22 protein-coding genes are annotated in these 19,448 nt (G+C 64.2%); 9 read left to right on the plus strand and 13 right to left on the minus strand.

What is annotated here, in order from left to right; translation table 11 throughout:
• Positions 1-3 precede the first annotated feature (3 nt).
• The 13 genes from I6F28_RS10630 to I6F28_RS10690 form a co-directional block, all read right to left on the minus strand.
• Positions 4-588, minus strand: coding sequence for a WbuC family cupin fold metalloprotein (locus I6F28_RS10630; protein ID WP_050996026.1), 585 nt, complete (start codon positions 586-588; stop codon positions 4-6).
• Complete coding sequence (locus I6F28_RS10635; RefSeq protein ID WP_225139866.1) at positions 566-1,231, minus strand: class I SAM-dependent methyltransferase; 666 nt, start codon at positions 1,229-1,231, stop codon at positions 566-568. Before I6F28_RS10635 ends, I6F28_RS10630 begins: the two co-directional genes overlap by 23 nt.
• 25 nt (positions 1,232-1,256) lie before the next feature.
• Positions 1,257-1,649, minus strand: a complete 393-nt coding sequence (locus I6F28_RS10640) for an LIC12192 family sporadic carbohydrate cluster protein (RefSeq protein WP_036010940.1) — start codon at positions 1,647-1,649, stop codon at positions 1,257-1,259.
• Positions 1,642-2,448, minus strand: a complete 807-nt coding sequence (locus I6F28_RS10645) for a sporadic carbohydrate cluster 2OG-Fe(II) oxygenase (RefSeq protein ID WP_025037016.1) — start codon at positions 2,446-2,448, stop codon at positions 1,642-1,644. The genes I6F28_RS10640 and I6F28_RS10645 overlap by 8 nt, the downstream gene beginning before the upstream one ends.
• Positions 2,445-3,563: a DegT/DnrJ/EryC1/StrS family aminotransferase gene (locus I6F28_RS10650; RefSeq protein ID WP_225139867.1), complete on the minus strand. Its 1,119-nt coding sequence runs from the start codon at positions 3,561-3,563 to the stop codon at positions 2,445-2,447. Before I6F28_RS10650 ends, I6F28_RS10645 begins: the two co-directional genes overlap by 4 nt.
• The gene (locus I6F28_RS10655) at positions 3,553-4,659 is read right to left on the minus strand and encodes a DegT/DnrJ/EryC1/StrS family aminotransferase (protein ID WP_225139868.1); all 1,107 of its coding nucleotides are present in this window, start codon (positions 4,657-4,659) and stop codon (positions 3,553-3,555) included. The genes I6F28_RS10650 and I6F28_RS10655 overlap by 11 nt, the downstream gene beginning before the upstream one ends.
• 8 nt (positions 4,660-4,667) lie before the next feature.
• Positions 4,668-5,627, minus strand: coding sequence for a transketolase family protein (locus tag I6F28_RS10660; RefSeq protein ID WP_036010951.1), 960 nt, complete (start codon positions 5,625-5,627; stop codon positions 4,668-4,670).
• A 10-nt stretch (positions 5,628-5,637) separates the two neighbouring features.
• The gene (locus I6F28_RS10665) at positions 5,638-6,486 is read right to left on the minus strand and encodes a transketolase (RefSeq protein ID WP_082641499.1); all 849 of its coding nucleotides are present in this window, start codon (positions 6,484-6,486) and stop codon (positions 5,638-5,640) included.
• On the minus strand, positions 6,461-7,498 hold the full coding sequence (locus I6F28_RS10670) for a phosphotransferase (protein WP_225113234.1): 1,038 nt from the start codon (positions 7,496-7,498) through the stop codon (positions 6,461-6,463). The genes I6F28_RS10665 and I6F28_RS10670 overlap by 26 nt, the downstream gene beginning before the upstream one ends.
• The gene (locus tag I6F28_RS10675; RefSeq protein WP_225113233.1) at positions 7,495-8,106 is read right to left on the minus strand and encodes an HAD family hydrolase; all 612 of its coding nucleotides are present in this window, start codon (positions 8,104-8,106) and stop codon (positions 7,495-7,497) included. The genes I6F28_RS10670 and I6F28_RS10675 overlap by 4 nt, the downstream gene beginning before the upstream one ends.
• A gap of 5 nt (positions 8,107-8,111) precedes the next feature.
• Complete coding sequence (locus tag I6F28_RS10680) at positions 8,112-9,113, minus strand: NAD-dependent epimerase/dehydratase family protein (RefSeq protein WP_036010979.1); 1,002 nt, start codon at positions 9,111-9,113, stop codon at positions 8,112-8,114.
• Positions 9,114-9,140: 27 nt separating this feature from the next.
• Positions 9,141-10,706: a PfkB family carbohydrate kinase gene (locus tag I6F28_RS10685; protein WP_225139869.1), complete on the minus strand. Its 1,566-nt coding sequence runs from the start codon at positions 10,704-10,706 to the stop codon at positions 9,141-9,143.
• Between the two features lie 87 nt (positions 10,707-10,793).
• A complete protein-coding gene (locus tag I6F28_RS10690; RefSeq protein ID WP_225139870.1) occupies positions 10,794-11,810 on the minus strand; it encodes an SDR family oxidoreductase in 1,017 nt (338 codons plus the stop codon).
• 166 nt (positions 11,811-11,976) lie between these two features.
• Between I6F28_RS10690 and I6F28_RS10695 the strand changes: the two genes are divergently transcribed.
• From I6F28_RS10695 to rplJ, 9 genes are all read left to right on the plus strand, one after another.
• The gene (locus I6F28_RS10695; RefSeq protein WP_225139871.1) at positions 11,977-12,564 is read left to right on the plus strand and encodes an SIS domain-containing protein; all 588 of its coding nucleotides are present in this window, start codon (positions 11,977-11,979) and stop codon (positions 12,562-12,564) included.
• Positions 12,565-12,576: 12 nt separating this feature from the next.
• A complete protein-coding gene (locus tag I6F28_RS10700) occupies positions 12,577-13,593 on the plus strand; it encodes a lysylphosphatidylglycerol synthase transmembrane domain-containing protein (RefSeq protein WP_225139872.1) in 1,017 nt (338 codons plus the stop codon).
• An 82-nt stretch (positions 13,594-13,675) separates the two neighbouring features.
• The gene (locus I6F28_RS10705; RefSeq protein WP_225139873.1) at positions 13,676-14,944 is read left to right on the plus strand and encodes a class I SAM-dependent methyltransferase; all 1,269 of its coding nucleotides are present in this window, start codon (positions 13,676-13,678) and stop codon (positions 14,942-14,944) included.
• Positions 14,945-15,271: 327 nt separating this feature from the next.
• The gene (secE, locus tag I6F28_RS10710; protein WP_036010992.1) at positions 15,272-15,463 is read left to right on the plus strand and encodes a preprotein translocase subunit SecE; all 192 of its coding nucleotides are present in this window, start codon (positions 15,272-15,274) and stop codon (positions 15,461-15,463) included.
• Positions 15,463-16,017, plus strand: coding sequence for a transcription termination/antitermination protein NusG (nusG, locus tag I6F28_RS10715; RefSeq protein ID WP_018647229.1), 555 nt, complete (start codon positions 15,463-15,465; stop codon positions 16,015-16,017). Before secE ends, nusG begins: the two co-directional genes overlap by 1 nt.
• Positions 16,018-16,146: 129 nt before the next feature.
• Entirely contained in the window at positions 16,147-16,575 is a 429-nt protein-coding gene (gene rplK / locus I6F28_RS10720) for a 50S ribosomal protein L11 (RefSeq protein ID WP_011088164.1), read from the plus strand.
• Between the two features lie 6 nt (positions 16,576-16,581).
• Positions 16,582-17,274 carry a 50S ribosomal protein L1 gene (rplA, locus tag I6F28_RS10725; RefSeq protein ID WP_025037003.1) on the plus strand — a complete coding sequence of 231 codons (693 nt, stop codon included), beginning with the start codon at positions 16,582-16,584 and terminating at the stop codon, positions 17,272-17,274.
• A gap of 90 nt (positions 17,275-17,364) precedes the next feature.
• The gene (locus I6F28_RS10730; protein ID WP_225139874.1) at positions 17,365-18,318 is read left to right on the plus strand and encodes a 2-hydroxyacid dehydrogenase; all 954 of its coding nucleotides are present in this window, start codon (positions 17,365-17,367) and stop codon (positions 18,316-18,318) included.
• A gap of 582 nt (positions 18,319-18,900) precedes the next feature.
• Positions 18,901-19,419: a 50S ribosomal protein L10 gene (rplJ, locus tag I6F28_RS10735; protein ID WP_036010998.1), complete on the plus strand. Its 519-nt coding sequence runs from the start codon at positions 18,901-18,903 to the stop codon at positions 19,417-19,419.
• The last annotated feature ends 29 nt before the right edge of the window (positions 19,420-19,448 follow it).

Raw genomic sequence — 19,448 nt, forward strand, 5'->3', positions numbered from 1 at the left:
GTCCTAGGCTTTGCCTCGTTTGTTCAGATGCTCCGCGGCGAGCCTACCAATTCTTGTGACGTAGTCCTGCACCGCGGCAGCGTCGCTGCCATCAGGCGCCCAGTCGGGAAATGCCGTGCGCGAAGGATCGAACGGGCCGGCGGTGGTTTCGTGAAATACCAGCCATTCCGAGGTGATCAGGATCGAGTGGAAGACCTGTTCCGGCATGCGATAATAGCAGCGTTTGCCCTGACCGTAGGGCGCCATCTCGAGCACCTCGCGAATGCCGCCGTCGTCCTCGAAGATCACGACCTGCGCGGTCCCCTCGATCACGTGGAACGATTCAGGTTTGCCAAGGTGCTTGTGCGGCCGCACATAGGCTTCGCGATGGTGCACGATCAGCATCTCGTGCAGTCCGGACGAAGGATCGGGATGCGTGCACAGCCGACTGCGCAGGCGCGGGTTGCCGGCGGCGATGCGCTTCAGCTCCGCGATCGTGGCATCGTCCGCGGTGACGATGGCATCGTCCGAATAGTACACTTCCGGATTTTGCGCGCGCAACGAGGTCGGCCGGTGCAGGCCTGCCTCATTCGAAGAAGATGAACCCATGGTCGCCCCGATACCCGCATTTGTCGTAGATCCAGGCCCATGTTTGCGGGCCGTGGAAGCTCAGGCAGGTGAGCTGCCAGTAAAGCAGATTGGCCTTCTCGCGCTCGTTGCGGAAGGATTCGACCATCAGATATTTCGAGGTGCCGCGTCCGACGCGCTCGATCTCGGGCACCGCGCGGAACACGTCCTCGAGCGGAAGGTTGTGCAGCACGCCGAGCGAGACGACGAGGTCGAAGGTGTGGTCGGGGTAGGGGAGCTCGACGGCGCTGCCGACCTTCAAATGCGGCCGCACCTCCTCCTTGGCGTTGGCGATGCCATACTCGGAGATGTCGATGCCGGCGATCCTGAGATCGGGGACGAGCTGGGTGAACTCATAGAGCAGGTAGCCCTTGCCGCAGCCGACGTCGAGTACGCTCATGCCCGGTTTGATGCCGTAGCGATCGATCAGGGTCTGGGCGAGCGGGCGCCACCGTCCGTCATAGCGATAGCCGCCGTAGCCGTAGCGCCGGTCGCCGTCCCAATAGTCGCGTCCCCATTGCCGCGCCACAGTGGCGGATTCCGCCTTGTCGTGCTCGACCACGCGCTGGACGTAGTCCCGCCTCGTCGATGCGTGCATCGGCTGGAGCAGGTTGATCTCGGTCATGGGGGCCAACCGGTCCGCGGCATCATCACAGGATAGTCGCGAACCTGTTGACGAGCAGGATGTCCTCGACGGCCTGGATGTCCTTCTGAGACGCCAGCGTGATCTCCTCGACCGCTGCATGGAGATCGCAGCCCTCGCGCAGCACGCGGTCGTAGATCTGCCGCCGCCGAGCCTCGTCGGGCGGCAGCATGAAGATGCTGTAGAGGATCAGGCCACGCAGCTGCGGCAGCTCGTCCAGGATGTCTTCCAGCACCATGTAGCTGCCGGGCATGGTGTGCTCGGCGGCGCTCAACAGATAGTGCAGGTTCTTGCGCCGCGCATAGTCGCGGATCACGATGTTCTGGACGTGCTGCGGGGTGCGGCTGCCGTTCAGCGGCCTGGCGCCGATATAGCCGCGGTGGCCGGCTCGCTCAGCCATGGAAGCCTCCCGGCAGCTTGTACTGCATCCCGACACGGGTTGCGGGGCGCAGCAGGATCGGCTCGAAGAACTCGCCGAAGCGCTTGTCCGCGTAGGGCGACATGATGCTCTTGAAGCGGCAGTTCATGCTCCAGCGCGTGCCGGCTTCCTCGTTGACGCGATTGCCGTGCATCAGGGTCTGGTTGAACAGCATGACGTGACCGTAGGGAATCTCGATGAAGGTCGCGTGCGGCTTGATGGTCTTGTAGAGCTCTTCGGCGCTGCGCAAGGCCGCCATCCGGTCCTGCATCTCGCCGTTCAGGGACGGCGGCAGCAGATACATCGACTTGGTGCGGTGGACATCGACCAGCGGCACCCACACCACGACCTCGAACGGCGAGTCGCCCGACCAGACGTCGGAATGGGTGGCGAGCAGCGAGGAGCTGTCGCCGGGAAGCTGGATGCTGAGATTGACGCGGCGCTGCATGCAGAGCTCGTTGCCGACGATGGTCTCGATCGTCGAGCGCGCCAGGCGGAAATAGGTCGGCCGGAACCAGGGCTCGGCGTTGAGGCCGTTGAAGACGTGCAGCCGCAGGCCGTTGAGATCATCCACGCTCACCCGCGTGTGGATGGTGTCGAGCATCGCGTAGGGATCGTTGCTGTGCGGCAGCTTCAGATAGTCCGCCGCGAGCTCGGCAGCACGGCGCTGGATCCGGTCGAGCCCGGCGCGATCGTCGGCCGGGGTGGTGACGAAGCCATCGTCGATGAAACGCTGCGCCAGCGCCTGCTCGTCGGCGTGCAGGAAGTCCGTGTCCGTCATGCAAAATACTCCCGGGCGGTCGCGCAAATATAGCTGATGTCGGCGGCCGACAGGAACTGGTTGATGGGAAGCGTGAGGATCTGGTCCGCCTGCCGTTCCGTCACCGGAAACGCGCCGCGGCCATGGCCGAGATGCGCTGCTGCCGGCTGCAAGTGGATCGGGACCGGATAATGGATCGCGGTCTCGATGCCTTTGTCGGCAAGATATTTCTGGAAGTCGTTGCGACGCTCGGTCTGCACCACGAAAGTGTGGAAGGTGTTGAACTCGATGTTCCGGCAGGGCGGAATGAACAGGGGCAGGCCGGCGAGCTCGGCGCGGTATTGCGCGGCGTTGCGCCGCCGGCGTTCGATCACGGAAGGAAGGTGGCGCAGGCGGATGCGCAGCACCTCGGCCTGGAGCGTGTCGAGCCGCGACACGATCCCCCATTCCTGGACGTCGCTGCGGTTGATCAGGCCGTGATTGCGCAGCCGTCGGATTCTTGCGGCAAGCTCGGCGTCGGCAGTGACGAGGAAGCCGGCATCTCCGGCGGCATTGAGATTCTTCAAGGGGTGGGCGGAGAAGCAGCCGAAGGTGCCGATCGTGCCGCTCATCCGGCCGTCATAGGTCGAGCCGACCGCCTGGGCGCTGTCCTCGATCACGGCGAGCGCGTGCTTCGCAGCGATCGCCATCAGCGGAGCCATGTCGGCCATGCGTCCGGTCAGATGCACCGGCATGATCGCCTTGGTCCGCGGCGTGACGGCGGCCTCGACCGCGGCCGGATCGATGTTCTGGTCCGGCAGCACGTCCGCAAACACCGGCGTGGCGCCGACCGCGATGATCGCGGCGGTCGATGCCACGAACGAATTCGGCGGCGTGATCACCTCGTCGCCGGGACCGATGTCGAGCGCCCGCATGGCGAGGATCAGCGCGTCGGTGCCCGAATTCAGCGTCACCACATGCGGCGAGCCGAGATAGGCGGATAATTCTTCCTCGAGCCTTCCGACCGCCGCCCCGCCGATGAAGTCGCCGCGCTGGAACACGCCCTCGACCGCCTGCATGATCTCGGCGCGCTCTTCCTCGAACTGCGCGGGAAGATTGACGTAGCCGATGCGCCGGCGGCCGGTGTCAGCGTCCATGGCAGAACTTCCTGACGGTCTCAATGACGCGGTCCTGCTGGGCGCGCGTCAGGTGCTGGTCGACCGGGAAGCTGATGACTTCCTTGGCGTGGCGGTCGGTGACCGGAAACGTGCCCGGCGCGTAGCCGAGATGCTTCAGGCCTTCCTGCTGGTACAGCGGGATCGGATAGTGGATCTTGGCCTCGATGCCGTTGTCCAGGCAATATTTGTAGAGCTCGTCGCGACGTTCGGCGAACACCATGTAGAGATGGTAGACGTGCTTCACGTTGGGACGGCGCGGCGGGACGCGCAGGCCGGGCAGGCCGGCGAGACCCGCATCGTAGTAGGCCGCATTTTCGATTCTGCGGCGCGTGATCTCGCTGGTCTGGCCGATCAGCCAGTTGCCGACCACGGCCTGCAAGGAATCGAGCCGCGAGTTGCAGCCGAGGATCGCGATCTCGTCGCGGTTCTTCATGCCGTGGTTGCGGATCAGGCGGAGCTTTTCGTTCATGCCGTCGTCATTGGTGACGACGACGCCGGCATCGCCCCAGACGTTGAGGTTCTTGAGCGGATGCAGCGAGAAGCCGGCCGCGATGCCGTGGGTGCCGGAGCGTTTTCCCGCGAACTCCGACAGGATGCCCTGGCAGGCGTCCTCGACCACCGGCATGTTGTGGCGCTGCGCGATCGGCATCAGCTTGCCCATGTCGGTGACCTCGCCGGTCAACTGGACCGGCATGATCGCCTTGGTCTTCCCGGTGATGGCAGCCTCGACCTGGTCCACGTTCATGCAAAAGGAATCGTCGCAATCGACAAGAACCGGCGTCGCGCCGGTTTCCGCGATCGCGCCGACCGTGGCGATGAAGGTGTTCGCGGCGGTGATGACCTCGTCGCCATGACCGATGCCGAGCGCCTTGAGCGGCAGCTTGAGCGCGTCGGTGCCGGATCCGACGCCGATGGCGTGCCGGACGCCGATCAATTCGGCGAAGCGCTTCTCGAACTCGGCGACGGGCTTGCCAAGGGTGAAGTCACCGGTCGCAACCAGCCGGCCGATCTCGGCGAGGATCGGTGCGGGATCCGCGAATTGCTCGAGCAGATAGGAATATCGAACGTCGTACATGTGACCCGTCAGGTGGAATGAAGTTGAGGTGAGGGGGTGTGCGACGCCGCGAGCGCATGCTCGATCGAGGTCGCAATGGCGCCGGCGGAGAGCCCGTGCTTCTTCAGCAGCGAGTCCTGAGAGCCGTAATTGTGCATGAAGCGGTCGGGCAGCGACAGCCGCAGCATCGCAGGGAAACCGGAGCCGAGCTTGTCGATCAGCGCCTCCGCGACCGCGCTGCCGAGGCCGCCGGAGGGCACGTGCTCCTCCAGCGTGGCCACGAGCCTGGTGCCGCGGATCGCCTGCAGCAGCGCTGCGGTATCGAGCGGCTTCACGGTATGCATGTGCAGGATGCCGGCGCGAATGCCTTGCGCGGCCAGCAGGTCGGCTGCGGCGAGGGCGCGCTGGAGCATGATGCCGGTGGTCACCATGAGGACGTCGCCGGGCGGCCGCATCAGGATGGCTTTGCCGATCTCGAAGCCGTGCTCGGCCTTGGACACGATGGCATCGCCGCCCTTGCCGAGCCGGATGTAGATCGGGCCCTTCCAATCCAGCGTCTGCTCCATCATGCGCGCAGCCTCGTCGGCGTCGCACGGGCAGATCACCGTCATGTTGGGCAGCGCCCGCATGATGGCGATGTCCTCGATCGCCTGGTGCGTGGGACCGAGCGGCGCATAGACGAGGCCGCCGCCATTGGCGATCAGCCGTACCGGCAGATTGTGCAGGCAGAGATCGACCGCGACCTGCTCGTAGCAGCGGCGGGTGAGGAAGGTCGCGATGGTGTTGACGTAAGGCACGAAGCCCTCCATCGCGAGACCGGCCGACATGCCGATGATATGCGCTTCCGAGATGCCCTCGATCAGATGGCGCTTGGGGAACTCCTTGCTCATCGCACGTAGCGTGCCGGCACCCGGATCGGAGCCGATGTAAAGCACACGCTCGTCGCGCGCGGCGAGCTTGTGGACCATGTTCATCGCGGTGTTGCGCATGGGGAGCCGATCAAAAATCGCCGACGGCGACGCGAATGGCGTCGAGCTCGCTGTCGGTCAGCTTGTTCTTGTGATGCCAATCGGCATTGGATTCCGCAGCCGGAAGACCCTTGCCCTTGACGGTATGGCAGATGATGGCGGTGGGCTTGCCGGCAACCGCCGGGAGCTGCTTCAGGACCATGCGCAGTGCGCCGACGTCGTGGCCGTTGACCTCCTGCACCGCGAAGCCGAAGCTGCGCCACTTGTCCGCGAGCGGCTCCAGCGGCAGCACGTAGTCGGTGGGGCCGTAGCTCTGCAGCTTGTTGTAGTCGATCAGCGCGACGAGGTTGTCGAGGCCGTGCTTGGTCGCGCCCATCGCCGCTTCCCACACCGATCCCTCGTTGATCTCGCCGTCGCCGAGCAGCACGAAGGTGCGGTAGCTGCGCTCGCGCATGCGGGCGGCGAGCGCAAGGCCGACGCCGATCGAGAGGCCATGTCCGAGCGCGCCGGTCGAGGCCTCGACGCCGGGCACCATGCCGTATTCGGGATGTCCGCCCAGAATGCTGTCGGGACCGCAAAAGCCGTCCAGCTCCGACAGCGGGAAGAAGCCGCGGTCGGCCAATAGCGCATAGAGCGCCAGACATCCGTGTCCCTTGCTGAGGATGGCGCGGTCGCGATCGGGATCGCCCGGGTTCTTCGGGTCGATCCGCAGCACGTCGTCGTAAAGCACGCGGACCATCTCGATCAGCGACAGGGCAGGCCCGACATGGCCGCGTCCCGCGGAGCGGACAGAACCGAGGACCAGGCGGCGCAAATAGAGGCTCCGCTCGTCCAGCGTGCAGGTGAGAGCAGCTTCAGCGTGGGGTGAGATCTGGATCACGTTGGCAAATCGTTTGGTGGAGCCGACGGGCTTTGTCGAGCTGGCCGGCAAGGCGGACCGTCAGATCGCCACCTTGCGCAGCCAGGGCACGCCGGGAGCGGCTTTCCGGCAAATAGGCATTCAGGACAATCAGGCACCAAATCGCCCCGAACACAGGATACAGTACGTCAAGGCGGACCGCAAACGCGTCATCCCCAGCCGCGAAAGCGCGCGAGAGCCGCTCGATCAATCGGTTCGCATCGGCCACGGGCAGACCGCTGCCGGGGTGAATCGCGGTGTCGGACACGAGCTTGACCGGGTCGTCCCAGCCGAAATACTCGAAGTCGATGAAGCGCAATTTGCCGTCGTCGGTGCGCAGTGCGTTGTGTAGTCCGCAATCCGACGGGCTCAATGCACGTTGGGCGGGCGCAAGGTCCGCGGCGGGATCCAGGCCCCGTTCCGCATAGCGCCGACGGAGTTGCCGGATCGCGACGGCAGCGGTGGGAACCAGGCTGCCGTCCATGAACGCGCGCAGATCCGGATGATCATCCGAAGTCCGCCTCAGGTCGTCGAGGCGTTGCTCGTACTGGGCGATGGCCGCCTCGGCCGAGAAGATGCTGGCCGACGCATTCCGCAGAGTCTGCGCGCCTTCAGCGTCGTGCAGCTTTTGCAGCTCGATCAGGAAATCGGCCAACTGGTCGGCGTCGTCGGGCTGCGGATGCAGGACCGCGGGTTCACCGTCTAACCATTGATACAGCGCACAGAACGCGGCCGGATCCTTCGCGATCGGCCGCGGCGTCGCATTGATGCCGTGGCGCGAGAGAAACGAGAGCGCGTCATATTCCTGTCCCAGCCGATCGCGCCCGTCGGACGGATAGTGCTTGAGGGCGAGGGGCGGGCCTTCCGCCATCTCCAGCCGAAACACCCGGTTGTTGCCGCCGGCCCGCGCCGGTTGCGCCGCCGCGACCCGCGCCCCGGAGAGGCGGCTGCCGATCGAGACCGCATCCTGTGCGCTGAGGTCCGACTGGCTCATGCTCCGAACACTCCGCGGTGGATATCGGCCCAGGTCGCGAGCGGCTCGCAATGCGCGGGATGCGGCGGCCGCGACTGCGTGAACAGGATCGATCGCGTCGCCTTCGGAAAATGCGGCTGCTCGAAGACGTCAACGAGATCGTCAATAAAGATGTCGAGCTGCAGGCTTGCCAACCGCTCGACCTTGGCCGCCAGCGTGTCCTCGAAATAGACATTGCCCGCCGAGATCGCCGCGTCGGCGGTGTCGATAAGGCCCGCGCTCTTCAGCCAGCCACGCGCAGCCTCGCGCAAATCGACCCGATCGGGATCCTGATGGCCGAACTGCGTCTTGTGGCTGACGATATGGACGCTCGCGCCGGCCTTGCGGCACGCGGCAAGGAACTCGCGGACGCCAGGGTTGATCTCGGCGCCGCCGATTCCCTTGCCGTAGACGAAGCCCTGCAGCCCCTGCCAGGCAAGCTCGCCGCCGGCGCGGGATCGCAAGAAATCCCGCACGTCGGTCTTCAGCCCGTCCCAGCCCTCCGGCACCAGCCCGCGTTGGCGCGCGGCGGCGGCAAAGACCTTGTCGTAGCAGATGATCGTGTTGTCGAAATCGATGCCGATCCGCACGCCGCTCACTTCAGGCTGATGTTCTGCATCATCTTGATGTTGAAATACCTGGGATCGTTGAGTGAGTTCGGCAGACGGCCCGCCCTGAAGGCGTCCACGAGACCTGACACGGCCTGCTCGATCGTGTGCGTCGGCGCAAAGCCGAGCTCGCGGCGGATCTTCTCCGACGACACGTGGTAGGAACGGAGATCGTCGGTCGGCTCGACGGCCACGTCGACATTGTTGCCGACCACCGATTTGACGATGTCGGCGATCTTCATCAGCGAGTGGTTTTCGTAGCCGATGTTGTAGGTCTTGCCGTCGATCTTCGCATCGTCCTGCTGCAGCAGGAACAGATAGGCCGCCGTCATGTCCTGGATGTGCAGATTGGGCCGCTTCTGCGTTCCGCCGAACACGCGGATGCGGCCGGTGTTGACGGCCAGATTGGTCAGGATGTTGACGACGACGTCGAGCCGCTGCCGCGGAGCGTAGCCGCAGACGGTGGCAGGGCGAACCGTGCAGGTGACGAAGCCGGACGCGGCCTCGTCGGCAAGATCGGTCTCGCACATCGCCTTGAACTTGGAGTAGTCGGTGAGCGGCTCGCAGGACAGCTCCTCGGTCACCTCGGCCTCATCCTTGATGCCGTAGACGCTCGAGGAGGAGGCGTAGATGAAGCGCTTGATACCCGCCTTCTTCGCAGCGCGCACCATCGGACGGAAGCAGTCGTAGTTGATGGACTTGCCGAGTGCCGGGTCTAGCTCGAACGAGGGATCGTTGGAGATGCAGGCGAGGTGGATCACCGCGTTGTTGCCGCGCAGGGCCTCGTTGACCGCGGCCTCATCGCGGATGTCGCCCTTGATCAGGCGGAGGTTCGGATTGTCACGAACGGCGTCGAAGACGTCCTCGCCATACATGAACAAGTCGAGCACGGTGACCTTGTGGCCCGCGGCAAGCAATTGCGGAACCAGCACGCTGCCGACATAGCCGGCGCCACCGGTGACCATCACATTCCATTTCCGATCAATCACTGTCGTTCTCCGGATTCTTCGATCGCGCTACTTCAACAACGCGGTGACGAACTTGACCAGCGGCGCCTTCTCGACCGAGTTGCGGTGGCCGACGATGCCGACCTTGATCGCGCCCGCCGCATTGCCGATGAAGGCGACGTCCTCGATGTTGCCGCCGGCCGCCACCAGCGGCGCCGTGATTGTCAGGAAGGCATCGCCCGCACCAACGGTGTCGACGACGGTCTTGGTGAAAGCAGGGACGCGCGCAACGCCGGTCTTCGACGAGAAGGGGTAGCAGCCGAAGGAGCCGTGCGTGATGATCATGTTGTCGCAATCGATCTTGCGATGCAGGCCGCCCTCGATCACCGATGCGATGTCGTTGAACTTGTCGGTGGCGGCCAGGCGCGCTTCCGGTGCGTCGATGCAGATGTAGTCGGCCCGCGGATACTTCGTGATCAGGTTGTAGCCGTGGTTGCCGCTGTTGCTCTGGGCGTTGACGGCCAGGAACTTGGAATTCGCGATCAAGGCGTCGATCGTGCTGGCTGCGATCATGCCGTGACCGAAATCGGTGACGATGACGACGTCGGCCCCGCGGACGCGCTCGGCGGTGACGCGGTCGATCTCCGTGCGCGCGGCCTCGTCGAGCGGCGTGTCGTCCATCGTATAGACTTCGAACAGCTTGTGCAGATAGCCCATCTCGACGTACCGCAGCTTGCGGGTGGTCGGACGGCCCTGAACGCGGATCGGCGTGAGCTTTACGTTCGGGCGGACATGCGCCCGAATGAACTCTTCGGGGTAGTCGTTGCCACCGAGCGTCGTGACGATCTCGACCGACTTGCAGAAGCTCGCGACGTGATTTGCCGCGGCAATGACGCCGCCGGCAAACTGCTCGCCGTTCTTGAGCAGGGTCGCGACGATGTTCTCCTTGGAGGCCTTCCCGAGCGCCGTGACGTATTGGTATTCGTCGATGATGGTGTCGCCGACCAGCACGACGTGCATGTCCTGGATCTTGTCGATCAGCTTCAGCAGGCGTTCGGCGCCGCCGCCATCGCGCACCTTCTGGAGGTAGTCGCGCAGCGGCGGATCGTAGATGTCGAAATAACGGTTCAGCAGCGACGACGAGCTGAACGTCACGTCCCGCGTGAAGACGATGCGCCCGCCGTGACGCTCGACCGCCTCGCGCTCCACTGCGATCTTGCCGGTCACGTCATCCTCGGGATTCTCGTAGTCCGAGCCCTTCACGTAGATGTCAGGGCGCACGGTATCGAGGACCGGCTCGGCGCTGGAGGTCTGATTGATGCCGACCCAGTCGACCGTGCCGAGCGCGGCCAGCATCTCGGCGCGCATGTTCTCCGGAAAGATCGGCCGTCCCGGGCCCTTGTTGACGTAACGGTCCGCGGTGATGGTCACCACGACGACGTCGGCCTCGTTGCGGGCTGCCAGGATGTGCCGGACGTGACCGAGATGCACCAGATCGAACACGCCGTGGCAGAGCGCAACGGTCAGGCCCTCAGCCTGCGCGGCGCGCGCAATCTCGCCGAGCTCCTCGATCGTCTTGATCTTCTCGTGCGGTGCCGGATGGCCGGCCGGCCTGTCTGTCGCAGCATTACCCATGTGAATGACCCAAGGCGCCGGTCGGTCTCAGTTGGCCGGCCCGGACGTGATCGGCTGGCGGCAAAATTGGGGGGTGAACGAATCTGCTCAACGGCTTGCCTTCTGCGGGGTGACCTTGTCGTCACCGAGATATTTGAACCAGTCCTTGGTGGCGTCGGCGATCTTGTCCACCGTCCAGAGCGGAGCGTCCTTGTACTGGTCCATCGACTTCAACATCGTCGCAACGCCGTCCTCGAACTTCACCTTCGGCGCCCATTTCAGGACCCGCTTGATCTTGCTGATGTCGGCGTAGGTGCAATCGGGCTCGCCCGGGCGCTTGGGAATGTGGACCTTGTCGCCGCCGAGGAGCTCGACCAGGCGGTTCACGCTGTAGGTGTTGTCCGAGCCGACATTGAAGATCTCGTGCGAGACGTCGGAGCGCGCGGCGGTCACGAAGGCATCGGCGACGTCGCTGACGAAGGTGAAGTCGCGCGTCTGCTCGCCGTCGCCGACCACCGTGAAGGGCTTGCCCGCCAGCTTCTGTGCCATGAACACGCCGAACACGGCGCCGTAGGTGCCGGTGGTGCGATGGCGCGGTCCGAACACGTTGAACAGGCGCAGCGCCACGGCGGGCAGCTTGTAGACCTGGCACCAGTGCATGACGCATTGCTCACCGAGATTCTTGGTGAGCGCGTAAGGATACATCGGCCGGATCTCGGAACTCTCCGGCGTGGGATAGACATCCGGAATGCCGTAGCAGGAGGAGGAAGCCGCATAGATGAAGCGGCTGGCGCCCGCGTGCCACGCCGCTTCGAGAACGTTGACCGTGCCGTCGACATTGGCGCGATGATAGGGGATCGGCGATTCGATCGAGGGTACGATGTCCGCCAGCGCGGCGAGATGGAAGACCCAATCCACCCCGTGGAAATACGGTTTGATCGCGTCCAGATCGGTGACGTCCGCCCGCACGACCTTCAACTGGCTCGAACCGGCGCGTGCGGCGAGGTTTTCAGCGCGTCCGATCACGAAATTATCGAGCGCAATGACCTCATGGCCGTCATCGAGCAGGCGATCGACGAGGTGACTTCCAATGAACCCGGCGCCGCCAGTAACAATGCATTTCATAGGGAACATCCGTGACGCGAATGCCCAGCGAAATAGGCTCGCCAATGTTGAGTGAAACCCGAAAAGCCGACTATCAGCCGCCCGCAAACTTTGCAAGTATTATACCTTTGCAATCCTTGGTAATAGCCGGTATCACCCGGTAATGTTGCAATCGAGCCGTCAGCCCATGCCTGCCGAATCCGTCGATCCCGACCACAAGGCTTTCCTCGACGATTACGTGGGGCGCCTGCATCGCGCGACGGCGGTCGACGACGGTATTTTTGCGAGGATCTCCGCGACGCGCGCGTCCTGGTTACGCACGCGCGAGCAGGGCGGTCGCGTCATCTTCATCGGCAACGGCGGGTCGGCCGGCATCGCTTCGCATTTGGCGATCGATCTGGCGAAGAATGCGTCAGTGCCCGCTCTCTGCTTCAGCGATGCGAGCATGATGTCGTGCCTTGCCAACGATTACGGGTTCGAGGACTGGATCGCGCACGCCGTGCGGCTGAATGCGCGCGCCGGCGATTGCCTCGTCGCGATCAGCTCGTCGGGGCGTTCGACGAACATCCTCAACGCGGTCACGCAGGCGCGCAAGATGAAGCTCGACGTGATCACGTTGTCGGGCATGAACGCGGACAATCCGCTGCGCAATCTCGGCGACGTCAATTTCTGGGTCGACAGCCGCAGCTACAACATTGTCGAGACCACGCACCAGTTCTGGATGATGGCCGCAATCGACCTCGTCATCGGTCGTGCGGAATATCCGGCGTCCTGAGGCGGGCATCCGATGCAGTCGCGATTCAAGCATGCGGCCCTGTTTTCGGTGAAGCTGCTGCTGTCGATCGCCGTGCTGGTCTACATCGCGCGCGGTCTCGACCTGCGCCAGCTGCGCGACCATCTCGTCTCGGTCGATCCGGTCCTGTTCGTCGTCGCGCTTGCGCTGATCTTCGTCCAGACCTTCGTGCTCAACGGCCGGTGGGAGCTGATCATGCGCGCGCTCGGCGTGTCGCTGGATTGGCTCGCCGGCTGGCGGATACTGATGACCAGCCTCTGGTTCAATCAGGTGTTGCCGTCATCGGTCGGCGGTGACGCGGTGCGGATCTGGCTGCTGCGTCAACGCAGCGTGCAGTGGCCGGAGGCGGTCAAGGGCGTTGCAGCCGACCGCTTCACGGCATTGATCGGACTGGTCGTGCTGATGGTGGCCGGATTGCCGTTTCTGATGTCGCGCGTGTCGAATCACGCTGCGATCCTGGCGATCGGCGGACTGACGGTGACCGGCGTCGCCGGCACGCTGGTCCTGTTGACGCTCGACCGTCTGCCGAAACGCTTCATTGCGCTTCCCGCGATCGCGAGCTTCGTGCGGTTCGGAACGCTGGTCAGGTTTTTGCTCCTGCAGTCCGAGCGCCGTGCGCTGCTGTTCGGATCGGCGCTCCTCATCCATCTCGTCACCGCCGCGGCCTGCTACACCTTGGCGCGCGGCGTCGGAGCGCAGCTCTCTGTCCTCGACGCCGGCATTCTGATTCCGCCGGTGGTGCTGTTGACGGCGGTCCCCATCTCGATCAGCGGCTGGGGCGTTCGCGAGGGAGCGATGGTCGCCTGCCTGGGTCTGGCGGGTGTGTCGTCCGAGCAGGCGCTGTCGGTATCGCTCCTGCTGGGCGCCATTAGCGTGATCATCGGGCTCGTCGGTGGCGTAATCTGGCTGGCAAGTCCGGAGCGCGGCTCGTATTCGGCCGACAAGGTGGCCAAGGCAGCGGAGGACGCGCCCGGCTACGGGCTGGGCAACGAGGCCTCGAGCCACCCATGACCCGCTTGAGCCCGTTGCCGATCTGGTCTTCACAGGGTGAGACTATCCCACTCGCGCGCGTATCTCATTCTTCGGTTGCACGATGAAAAACCTGTTCTACGTCCGCAATACTTGCCGCCTCTGTCATTCCGACAAGCAAGAGCTGGTCGTCCCGATGGCAGGCATGCCGATCGGCACGCCGAACTTCCAGGTGCCGAACGCCAGCGTCGACGATCCCGTGTTCCGCGCTGCGGTGCCGATGGCGCTGCATCTGTGCCGGGACTGCGGCCACCTCCAGATTCTCCATGTCGGCAATCCGGAGATCCAGTACCGAAACTATGTCTATACCACCTCGCTCTCGCTCGGCCTGCGCGAGCATTTCGCTACCTATGCCGACGACGTCGTCAGCCGTTTCGGCATTGCGCCGGGTTCGCTGGTGGTCGAGCTCGGCAGCAATGACGGATCGCTGCTCGGCTTCTTCAAGGAGCGGGGGATGCGGGTGCTGGGTGTTGATCCCGCCGTCGACATCGCGCGGCGCGCCACGGAGGCGGGCATCGAGACCATCGGCGATTTCTTCACCGATGCCGTTGGTCGCCGCATCCTGCAGAGCCATGGCGCGGCGAGCGTCGTGATCGCCAACAACATGATCGCCAATGTCGACAATCTGGATCCGCTGGTGATCGGGGTTCGCGACGTACTCGCGCCGGACGGATTGTTCGTCTTCGAAACGCAATACGGCGTCGACGTCACCGAGAAGAACCTGCTCGATACCGTCTATCACGAGCATCTGTCGTATTTTAACATCAAGCCGCTGATCCGTTTCTTCGCCCGGCTGGGCATGGAGCTGATCGACGTCCAGCACATCTGGACCAAGGGCGGCTCGATCCGCGTGACCGTGCAGCGCGCCGGCGGCGCCAAGAAACCGTCGGCCGAGGTCGCGCGTTTCGTTGCCGAGGAAGACCGGCTCGGCGTCGATCAGCCGGCCTATTATATGCCGTACGTGAAGAGGATCGCCGCCATCCGTGACGAATTGGTCGCGATGGCAGATGCCGCCCATGCGCGCGGTGAGCTGGTCGCCGGCTATGGCGTCTCGGTGGGCACCACGACGCTGCTGCCGCAGTTCGGCCTGGAGAACAAGATCGACTTCCTGGTGGACGACGATCCCAACAAGGGGAAGGTGATGGCGGGCCCCGGCTATGACATCCCGATCCTGCCGCCTGCCGCTCTCTACGAGCGCAAACCCGCGTTCGTCGTGGTCTTCGCCTGGCGCTATGTCGACCCGATCCGGGCCAAGCACGCCCGCTATTTCGCCGAAGGCGGGAAGTTCGTGGTGCCGCTGCCGGGGATTTCCATGGTCGACCGGGCCGACTGACGGCTCCCGATAGCCTTGCCGGGGATGGGATGGCGCGTTCCGGGCGGTCGACAAGTCCTTGATCCACATGGCCTCTGCACGACCCTCGGGGGGAGGGCGGCCTGCCCGGGCGAACTCTCTCTACCTTGACCTTTGGCCGCATCCGCAGTAGATACCCGGCACTCGCAGCCGGCCCGTTAGACGCGGATTTCCGGCGCGGCCTTGAAATCCCCGAACAATCGAGCCCGGTTTCCGGCTCATCCTTCGAGACAGAGGGCTGGGCCAACGGCGGCTGTTCGGATCCCTGAAATTCATTTGCGTCTGTCGACGGACGCTGGACCTCAAGCGATGGCAGTCAGCCCGTTCAAGTTCTTGCAGGAAGTGCGCTCGGAGACTGCCAAGGTCACCTGGCCGACCCGCCGTGAGACCACGATCACCACCATCATGGTGTTCGTCATGGTCGCGGTGGCTTCGATCTTCTTCTTCGCCGCCGACCTGATCATTCGCTACCTCGTCACCTTCCTCCTGGGCATTCAATGATGGCAACAGCAACCGCTCAAGTGTCCGACAAGCGCTGGTACATCGTCCACGCCTATTCGAACTTCGAGAAGAAGGTCGCCGAATCGATCCGCGAGCAGGCCAAGCAGCGCGGGCTCGAGGAGCTGTTCGAGCTGGTGCTGGTTCCGACCGAGAAGGTCACGGAAGTGCGCCGCGGCCGCAAGATCGACGCCGAGCGCAAGTTCTTCCCCGGCTACGTGCTGGTGAAGATGAAGCTGACCGACGAGGCGTTCCATCTGATCAAGAACACGCCGAAGGTCACGGGCTTCCTCGGCGCCGAGAACAAGCCGATGCCGATCTCGGAAGCCGAGGCCATGCGCATCCTGCACCAGGTGCAGGAGGGCGTGGAACGGCCGAAGGCGTCGGTGTCGTTCGAGATCGGCGAGAACGTGCGCGTGGCCGACGGCCCGTTCGCCTCGTTCTCGGGTGTGGTCGAGGAGATCGATGAGGCGCGCTCGCGCGTGAAGGTCGCCGTGTCGATCTTCGGCCGCGCGACGCCGGTCGAGCTGGAATTCGGTCAGGTCGAGAAGGTCTGATCGGGTAACGCGGGAGGCTTCGGTCTCGCGCAACAAGAGGCCGTGGGAGGGAGGGGCGGTTGCCAGCCGCATCCGACCCAGACCACGAACCTGAAACCGCCGGTCCTGCCGGCACAACAGGAGTGATACATGGCAAAGAAAGTGACCGGATACCTGAAGCTTCAGGTCCCGGCCGGCGCGGCGAATCCCTCGCCCCCGATCGGTCCCGCGCTCGGTCAGCGCGGTCTCAACATCATGGAGTTCTGCAAGGCGTTCAACGCCCAGACCCAGAAGGAAGAGAAGAACACCCCGATCCCGGTGATCATCACCATCTATGCGGACCGTTCCTTCACCTTCGAGATGAAGACGCCGCCGATGTCCTACTTCCTCAAGCAGGCTGCAAAAATCCAGTCCGGTTCGAAGGCGCCGGGCCGTGACAAGGCCGGCAAGGTGACCAAGGCGCAGGTGCGCGAGATCGCCGAGAAGAAGATGAAGGACTTGAATTGCGACACCATCGAATCGGCCATGAAGATGGTCGAGGGCTCGGCCCGTTCGATGGGTCTGGAAGTTGCGGGGTAAGCGGCCATGGCAATCGGAAAGCGTTTGAACAAAGCCCGCGAAGGCATTGACCGCGAAAAGCTTTACCCGCTCGCGGACGCCATCAAGATGGTCAAGGAACGCGCGAAAGCGAAGTTCGACGAGACCATCGAGGTCGCGATCAATCTCGGCGTCGATCCGCGCCACGCCGACCAGATGGTCCGCGGTGTCGTGACCCTGCCAAACGGCACCGGCCGTACGCTCCGCGTCGGCGTGTTCGCCCGCGGCGCCAAGGCCGATGAAGCCAAGGCCGCCGGTGCGGACGTCGTCGGCGCCGAGGACCTGGTCGAGAAGGTGCAGAACGGCACGATCGATTTCGACCGCTGTATCGCCACCCCCGACATGATGCCGCTGGTCGGCCGCCTCGGTAAGGTGCTCGGCCCGCGCGGCCTGATGCCGAACCCGAAGATCGGTACCGTGACCATGGACGTCACCGGTGCGGTGAAGGGCGCCAAGGGCGGCTCGGTCGAGTTCCGCGTCGAGAAGGCCGGCATCCTGCAGGCCGGCGTCGGCAAGGCCTCGTTCTCCGAGGAGAAGCTGGTCGAGAACATCAAGGCTCTGGCTGACGCGGTCTCCAAGGCGAAGCCGGCCGGTTCCAAGGGCACTTACATCCAGCGCGTTGCGGTGTCCTCGACGATGGGCCCCGGCGTGAAGGTCGAGCCGGGCACCATTCTCGGCTGAGGTTTGGAAATTGCATGAGGCGAGGGGCGGGATCGGGCGACCGATTCCGCCCCTCGTCGTTTGTGGCGGCGCTCTTCGGAAACAACAACAATGGCTGACAAGGTCCTGATCTACTCGCGCTTTCCCAAGTCGATGATGGCGCGCTTCGCCGAGCGGTTCGAGCTGCTCGACACCGGCGGCAAGCCCGTGCGGGAGGTGTTTCCGGCGGAGGAGCTGGGCGGCATCCGCGCACTGCTGACTGCTGGCGGCTCGCCACTCGGTGCGGAGGCGATGAACCTGTTTCCGAATCTCGGCGCCATCGTCTGCTATGGGACTGGCTATGATGGCGTCGACCTGAAGGCGGCGGCCAGCCGGAACATCGCGGTCGGTCACAGCCCCGGTGCCAATGCGGCTTCTGTCGCCGACATCGCGATGACCTTGATGCTGGCGACGACGCGGCGGATTTTGGTGGCCGACCAATATGTCCGCAGCGGCGATTGGGCGGCCTCGAAACAGTCACCGATGATGCGTCCCCAGGCCGGCATGCCCGGCCGCCGCATCGGCATCTACGGCATGGGTGAGATCGGCCGCAAGATCGCCGCGCGCTGTGCTGCTTTCGAGAGCGAGGTCGGCTATTTCAGCCGCACCCGGTATGATCTGCCCTATCAGTACTTTCAGACCCTGGAGGCGCTCGCCGATTGGTGCCCCGTCCTGATGATCGCGGTGCGGGCAGGGGCCGAGACCCAACATGCCGTCAACGCCGATATCCTCAGGCGCCTCGGGGCGGAGGGCTACGTCGTCAACATCTCCCGCGGCTCCGTCATCGACGAGAAGGCCCTGGTCGCGGCGCTCACCGACAAGACCATCGCGGGGGCGGGCCTCGACGTCTTCGAGAAGGAACCGCACGCGCCTGACGCCCTGACCGAACTCCCCAACGTGGTGTTCGCCCCGCATATCGGCGGCCACACCCTGGATTCGCACGTCGCCATGCAGAACTGCGTGCTGGCCAACCTGACCGCATTCTTCGAGGGCAAAACGCTGCCGTACCGGATCAAATCGGCCTGAATCGGCCCTTGTTGGGCCATCTCAAGGCCAACCGCCAATCGATTGGAACTGGTGTGAATTTTGCTCTTGGCAAGCAGGCTCCGAGCGGTTAAAGAACCGCCTCCGGACGTGCCGGCCTCGGCTGGCGCGTTCGTGCACGCATTCCGAAAACCCGACACGACAGGAGATCATTCCTTTTCAGGACGTCCGTGAGGATTTGCCCGAAAAGGAAGGAAGATCCGTCTTTTGGCAGGGATGCGGGCAGAGGTCGGGCGGTTCGCCGGCTGACCTCGTCCTGTCCAAGACTGCAGGCGCCCGCGGGGAATCTCGATTCCTCAACGGCTTAATCGCATTGCCTGCATAGACGGGTGAAGACCGGATTTCACTTCGCATCCAGCTTTAAGGGCTGGTTTTGCGAAACGGGTCTGGTTCGGACCTCGACACGCCGTGGGCCCTTGGGCTCCCGGAGGGCAGGCTTTGAATGTCGTCTTGCCCGGCGTGTCCGATGGGTTTTTGACCCGGAGGTTCAGGTTTGGGCGGGACGATGGGTGCAACCCGGCGGTCCCGCTTCTCGCGATGACCGCCAACCGGAGAGAGCTTGCTGTGGAACGAGCGGCAAAAAAAGAAGCGGTCGAACAGCTCAACGAGGTCTTCAAGACCACGAGCGTCGCGATCGTTGCTCAATATTCCGGCCTCACCGTCGCCCAGATGCAGAAGCTGCGCCAGCAGATGAAGCAGGCGGGTGCCGCGGTGAAGGTCTCGAAGAACCGTCTCGCCAAAATTGCTCTTGAAGGCACTGACGTCGTTGCCATCGGCCCCATGCTGAAGGGGCCGACCGTGATCGCGACTTCGAACGATCCGGTAGCGGCGCCAAAGGTCGCCATCGAATTCGCCAAGGCGAACGAAAAGTTCGTCATCGTCGGCGGATCGATGGGGAAGACCGTCCTGAATGTCGACGGCGTGAAGGCGCTTGCCTCGCTGCCGTCGCTTGACGAACTGCGCGGCAAGATCGTCGGCCTCATCGTGGCCCCGGCGACCAAGCTGGCCCAGCTCGCCAACGCGCCCGCGGGCAAGCTCGCGCGCGTCATCCAGGCTCATGCCTCAAAGGGCGAAGCGGCCTGACGCCCTTCGCAAAACTCAAACCCGAACCA

Origin of the sequence: Bradyrhizobium sp. NBAIM14 (assembly GCF_020193895.1) — a bacterium.
Lineage (GTDB): Bacteria > Pseudomonadota > Alphaproteobacteria > Rhizobiales > Xanthobacteraceae > Bradyrhizobium > Bradyrhizobium yuanmingense.